This is a genomic window from Pseudomonas sp. UBA6315 (genome assembly GCF_002438125.1).
Taxonomy (GTDB): domain Bacteria; phylum Pseudomonadota; class Gammaproteobacteria; order Pseudomonadales; family Pseudomonadaceae; genus Aquipseudomonas; species Aquipseudomonas faucium.
In genome coordinates, this window is record NZ_DJTF01000005.1 from 1 (window position 1) to 5,233 (window position 5,233).

At 63.6% G+C, this 5,233-nt stretch carries 7 protein-coding genes; 5 read left to right on the forward strand and 2 right to left on the reverse strand.

The window, feature by feature from the left end; translation table 11 throughout:
- Together mlaE and B3E94_RS00160 are read right to left on the reverse strand one after the other, a co-directional pair.
- Positions 1 to 763 (reverse strand): lipid asymmetry maintenance ABC transporter permease subunit MlaE (gene mlaE, locus B3E94_RS00155; RefSeq protein ID WP_286911846.1); only part of this gene is annotated, 763 nt, incomplete at its 3' end.
- The gene (locus B3E94_RS00160) at positions 763 to 1,572 is read right to left on the reverse strand and encodes an ATP-binding cassette domain-containing protein (RefSeq protein WP_043213285.1); all 810 of its coding nucleotides are present in this window, start codon (positions 1,570 to 1,572) and stop codon (positions 763 to 765) included. The genes mlaE and B3E94_RS00160, both read right to left, overlap by 1 nt.
- Before the next feature lie 248 nt (positions 1,573 to 1,820).
- On the opposite strand from B3E94_RS00160, the gene B3E94_RS00165 reads away from it, so the two are divergent.
- The 5 genes from B3E94_RS00165 to lptB are packed head-to-tail and all read left to right on the forward strand — an operon-like array spanning position 1,821 to position 5,152.
- Positions 1,821 to 2,795: a KpsF/GutQ family sugar-phosphate isomerase gene (locus tag B3E94_RS00165; protein ID WP_176514585.1), complete on the forward strand. Its 975-nt coding sequence runs from the start codon at positions 1,821 to 1,823 to the stop codon at positions 2,793 to 2,795.
- A 14-nt stretch (positions 2,796 to 2,809) separates the two neighbouring features.
- Positions 2,810 to 3,334, forward strand: a complete 525-nt coding sequence (locus B3E94_RS00170) for a KdsC family phosphatase (RefSeq protein WP_286911850.1) — start codon at positions 2,810 to 2,812, stop codon at positions 3,332 to 3,334.
- A gap of 8 nt (positions 3,335 to 3,342) precedes the next feature.
- Positions 3,343 to 3,915, forward strand: a complete 573-nt coding sequence (gene lptC / locus B3E94_RS00175; RefSeq protein WP_286911852.1) for an LPS export ABC transporter periplasmic protein LptC — start codon at positions 3,343 to 3,345, stop codon at positions 3,913 to 3,915.
- The gene (lptA, locus tag B3E94_RS00180; protein ID WP_176514579.1) at positions 3,902 to 4,426 is read left to right on the forward strand and encodes a lipopolysaccharide transport periplasmic protein LptA; all 525 of its coding nucleotides are present in this window, start codon (positions 3,902 to 3,904) and stop codon (positions 4,424 to 4,426) included. The genes lptC and lptA overlap by 14 nt, the downstream gene beginning before the upstream one ends.
- The gene (gene lptB, locus B3E94_RS00185; protein ID WP_176514577.1) at positions 4,427 to 5,152 is read left to right on the forward strand and encodes an LPS export ABC transporter ATP-binding protein; all 726 of its coding nucleotides are present in this window, start codon (positions 4,427 to 4,429) and stop codon (positions 5,150 to 5,152) included.
- The last annotated feature ends 81 nt before the right edge of the window (positions 5,153 to 5,233 follow it).

Here is a 5,233-nt window from a genome sequence, read left to right on the forward strand (position 1 = left end):
AGTCCAGACCCAGTACTGCCAATGAGGCATAGACCACGGTCTTGGTGGTGGCACGGCTGATCCCCTCTGAGGTGGGCTCACAGTCATACCCCTGGAATACGGCGATCCAGGTCGTGACGAAGGCAAATACCAGGCTCTTGATCAAGCCGTTGAGCACATCGTCGGTGAAGGAAACGCTGTTCTGCATGTTGGCCCAGAACGAGCCCTCGTACACACCCAGCCAGTCCACCGCGACCCACGAGCCGCCCCAGATGCCGACCACGCTGAAGATCAGCGCCAGCAACGGCAGGGAAATGAAACCGGCCCACAGGCGTGGCGCGATGATGTACTTGAGCGGGTCGACGCCGATCATCTCGAGGCTCGACAGCTGCTCGGTCGACTTCATGTTGCCGATCTCGGCGGTCAAGGCGGAGCCGGCACGCCCGGCGAACAGCAGCGCGGTCACCACCGGCCCCAGCTCGCGCAGCAGGGTCAGGGCGACCATCTGGCCGACCGCCTGCTCGGAACCGTACTTGGTCAGGATGCTGTAGCCCTGCAGGGCCAGCACCATGCCGATGAACACACCGGACACGGCGACGATCGCCAGCGACAGCACGCCCACCGAGTACAGCTGCTTGGTCAGCAGCTGGAAGCCGCCACCGATGCCGCCGCGGCCGACCAGCGCATGGAACAGGAACAGGCAGGAACGCCCGAGCACTGCCAGCACGTCGATGGCCGAGCGGCCGAGCAGGCGGATACGTTCGAGTAGGGATTTTCTACGCATCAACGCGCCCCCAGCAGATCGGCGCGGTAGTCAGGCGCAGGGAAGTGGAATGGCACCGGGCCGTCCGGGTCGCCTTTCATGAACTGGCGAATGCGCGGATTGTCCGAGCCCATCAGCTCGTCGGGGGTGCCTTGGCCCAGCACCTGGCCATCACCGACCACGTAGATGTAGTCGGCGATGCTGGCGGTTTCCGCCAGGTCGTGGGAGACCACGATGCTGGTGATGCCCAGGGCATCGTTGAGCAGACGGATCAGACGCACCAGCACGCCCATGGCGATCGGGTCCTGGCCGACGAACGGTTCGTCGTACATGAGGATCTGCGGGTCCAGGGCGATCGCCCTGGCCAGCGCCACGCGGCGCTTCATGCCACCGGACAGCTCATCGGGCATCAGGTCGATGGCGCCGCGCAGGCCCACGGCCTGCAGCTTCATCAGCACGATGTCGCGGATCATCTCGTCCGAAAGCTGGGTATGCACCCGCAGCGGGAAGGCGACGTTCTCGAACACATCCAGGTCGGTGAACAGCGCGCCGCTCTGGAACAGCACGCCCATCTGCTTGCGCGCGTCGAACAAATCGCTGCGCGACAGGCTCGGCAGGTTCTGCCCGGCCACCCATACTTCGCCGCTGGACGGGCGCAGCTGTGCCCCCATCAAACGCAGCAATGTCGTCTTGCCGCAACCCGACGGCCCCATGATGCCGGTGACCTTGCCACGCGGGATGCGTATGTCGACATTGCTGAAAATGCTGCGCGAACCGCGCTTGAAGGTGACTCCCTTCAACTCGACCGCGTAGGCGCTATCCACACTCATCTAGACTCCTTGCTAGTGCAGCCTCGTCCTTATGGACGCCGGCCCCCTTCATGAAGGCACACGCGCCCCTGACGGGCCGAATAGCGGCGAACTATAGCACCGCTCACAGTGCGCCCCCAAGGCCATGGAGCGAGTCGTTCAGGCCAATGACAGACTTTGGTGACATTTGTTACAGCAATCGAAAAGATGAGGCTTTCTTCCATTGCGGCTATAATCGCCGCCTTTTCATCAGACATCGTTTTCCACACATGAGCCAATCCAGCGAGCTGATCCAATCCGCCCAGCGCACCCTGCGCCTTGAACTCGAGGCCGTCGAGGGCCTGATGGCCCGCATCGACGCCAATTTCGTCAAGGCGTGCGAGCTGATCCTGGCGAGCAAGGGCCGCGTCGTGGTCGTGGGCATGGGCAAGTCCGGGCACATCGGCAACAAGATCGCCGCGACCCTGGCCAGCACCGGCACGCCGGCGTTCTTCGTGCACCCGGCCGAAGCCAGCCACGGCGACATGGGCATGATCACCCGCGACGACGTCATTCTCGCCCTGTCCAACTCGGGCAGCACGGCAGAGATCGTCACCTTGTTGCCGCTGATCAAGCGCCTCGGCATCCAGCTCATCAGCCTGACCGGCAACCCCGACTCGCCCCTGGCCCAGGCCGCCGAGGTCAACCTCGACGCCCGGGTCGCCCAGGAAGCCTGCCCGCTGAACCTGGCACCGACGTCTTCGACCACCGCCTCGCTGGTGCTGGGCGACGCACTGGCCATCGCCCTGCTCGAAGCACGCGGCTTCACCGCCGAGGATTTCGCCTTCTCGCACCCCGGCGGCGCCCTGGGCCGGCGCCTGCTGCTCAAGGTCGAGAACGTGATGCACGCTGGCGACGAACTGCCAAAGGTGCAACGCGGCACGCTGCTCAAGGACGCGCTGCTGGAAATGTCCCGCAAGGGCCTGGGCATGACCGTGGTGCTGGAGAAGGACGGCAAGCTGGCCGGGATCTTCACCGACGGCGACCTGCGCCGCAGCCTGGACCGCAGCATCGATGTGCACACCACCCTGATTGACCAGGTAATGACCGTGCACGGCAAGACTGCCCGCGCCGACATGCTCGCGGCCGAAGCGCTGAAGATCATGGAAGACCACAAGATCAGCGCCCTGGTGGTGGTGGACAAGCACGACCACCCGACCGGCGCCTTGAACATGCACGACCTGCTGCGCGCCGGCGTGATGTAAGGAGAACCCTGCAAATGACCCAGGATCTGCTGCAACGCGGCAAAGCCATCAAACTCGCGGTTTTCGATGTCGACGGCGTGCTCACCGACGGGCGCCTGTACTTTCTCGAAGACGGCAGCGAGTTCAAGACCTTCAACACCCTCGACGGCCACGGCATCAAGATGCTCATGGCCTCGGGCGTGACCACCGCGATCATCAGCGGGCGCAAGACCCCGGTGGTCGAGCGCCGGGCGAAGAACCTCGGCATCCCGCACCTGTTCCAGGGCCGCGAGGACAAAATCGTGGTGCTCGACGGCCTGCTCGCCGAACTGGGCCTAAGCTATGAACAGGTCGCCTATCTGGGCGACGACCTCCCCGACCTGCCGGTGATTCGCCGGGTGGGCCTGGGCATGGCGGTGGCCAACGCCGCGCCATTTGTTCGCCAGCACGCCCACGGCGTGACCCAGGCGCGCGGTGGCGAAGGCGCCGCCCGCGAGTTCTGCGAACTGATCATGCAGGCCCAGGGCACCCTGGACGCTGCCAACGCCCATTACCTTTAAGGCCGACCATGTTCAGCAAGAAAGCCCGCAACATTGTGCTGCTCGCGCTGATCGCCGCCCTGCTGGTGGCGATCGGCTACTGGAATGTCAGCCCGGAGAGCTTCCTCGACAAGCCGGTGGCCGAGGTCGACGAAAGCGCCATCGACTACTACGCGACCAACGCCCACAGCGTGCAATTCCTGCCCGATGGCAGGCTGCAGTACGAAATGACCGCCGACAAGGTCGAACACCTCAAGGCCAGCGAGGTCACACTGGTGACCACGCCGGACCTGCACATGTACCGGGGCACCGAATACCCCTGGCACGTTCAGAGCGTTCGCGCCGAAGTCAGCCCCGACGGCAGCGAAGTCGAACTGATCGACCAGGTGCGCGTGGCCCGCACTGATGAAAAACAGCGCGAAACCATCATTACCAGCTCGCGCATGACCGTATTCCCACAGAAGCAATATGCGCAGACCGAGCAAGCCGTTAGAATCGACGGCGCCGGTGGCACGACCACGGGCAAGGGAATGAAAGCGTATTTGAAAGAAGGCAGGATGGACCTGCTTTCTAACGTAAGAGGACAGTATGAGGCTCGTTAAAACCCTCCCCCTTTTGCTCAGCCTGAGCGCAGCACTGGGAAGCGCGAGCGCCTTCGCCCTGCCGACCGACCGTGACCAGCCGATCCGCATCCAGGCCGACAACGCGCACCTGGACGACAAGCAAGGCGTGGCCACCTACACCGGTGACGTGATCATCACCCAAGGTTCCATGATGATCAAAGGCAACACCGTGACCATGACCCGCGCCGCCAACGGCGACATCGACGTGGTCACCTCGGTGGGCAACCTGGCCTATTTCGAGCAGCAGCAGAGCACCGCCAAGCCCGACAAGATGAAAGGCTGGGCGATCACCATCCAGTACCAGGCGCAGAAAGACACGGTGATTCTCACCGACCGCGCCAAGGTCGAGAACGAAGGCAACACCACCGAAGGCGAGAAGATCGTCTACAACACCAAGTCCCAGGTGGCGACCGCCGGTCGTGGCGGCAACGTCACTGCACCACGTCAGCGCATCGACATGGTGATCCAGCCGAAGAAGAAGGCCGAGTAAATGGCAACCCTCAAAGCCCAGCACCTGGCCAAGAGCTACAAAGGGCGGCAAGTCGTGCGCGACGTCAGCCTGTCGATCGACAGCGGGCAGATCGTCGGCCTGCTCGGCCCCAACGGCGCCGGCAAGACCACCTGCTTCTACATGATCGTCGGCCTGGTCCAGGCCGACCAGGGCCGGGTGCTGATCGACAGCCTCGATGTCAGCCACCAGCCCATGCACGGCCGCGCCCGCGCCGGCATCGGCTACCTGCCGCAGGAAGCCTCGATCTTCCGCAAGCTGTCGGTGGCCGACAACATCATGGCGATCCTCGAAACGCGCAAGGAACTCGACCGCGAGGGCCGGCGCAAGGAACTGGAAAGCCTGCTGCAGGAATTCCACATCAGCCACATCCGCGACAACCTCGGCATGAGCCTGTCCGGTGGTGAACGCCGCCGGGTCGAGATTGCCCGCGCACTGGCGACTGCGCCCAAGTTCATCCTGCTGGACGAACCCTTTGCCGGCGTCGACCCGATCTCCGTGGGCGACATCAAGCAGATCATCCACCACCTCAAGGCCAAGGGCATCGGTGTGCTGATCACCGACCACAACGTCCGTGAAACCCTGGATATCTGCGAAACCGCGTACATCGTCAACGATGGCCAGCTGATCGCCGAGGGCGATGCCGAAACCATCCTGGCCAACGACCTGGTCAAGGAAGTGTACCTGGGCCACGAGTTCCGCCTCTGAGCCCAAGGTACGCCTGGAGCACTGCAATCCGCTCTTGACGGGGCTTAAGTTGTTACAGTGCTCTAGGCAAACGCTACAATT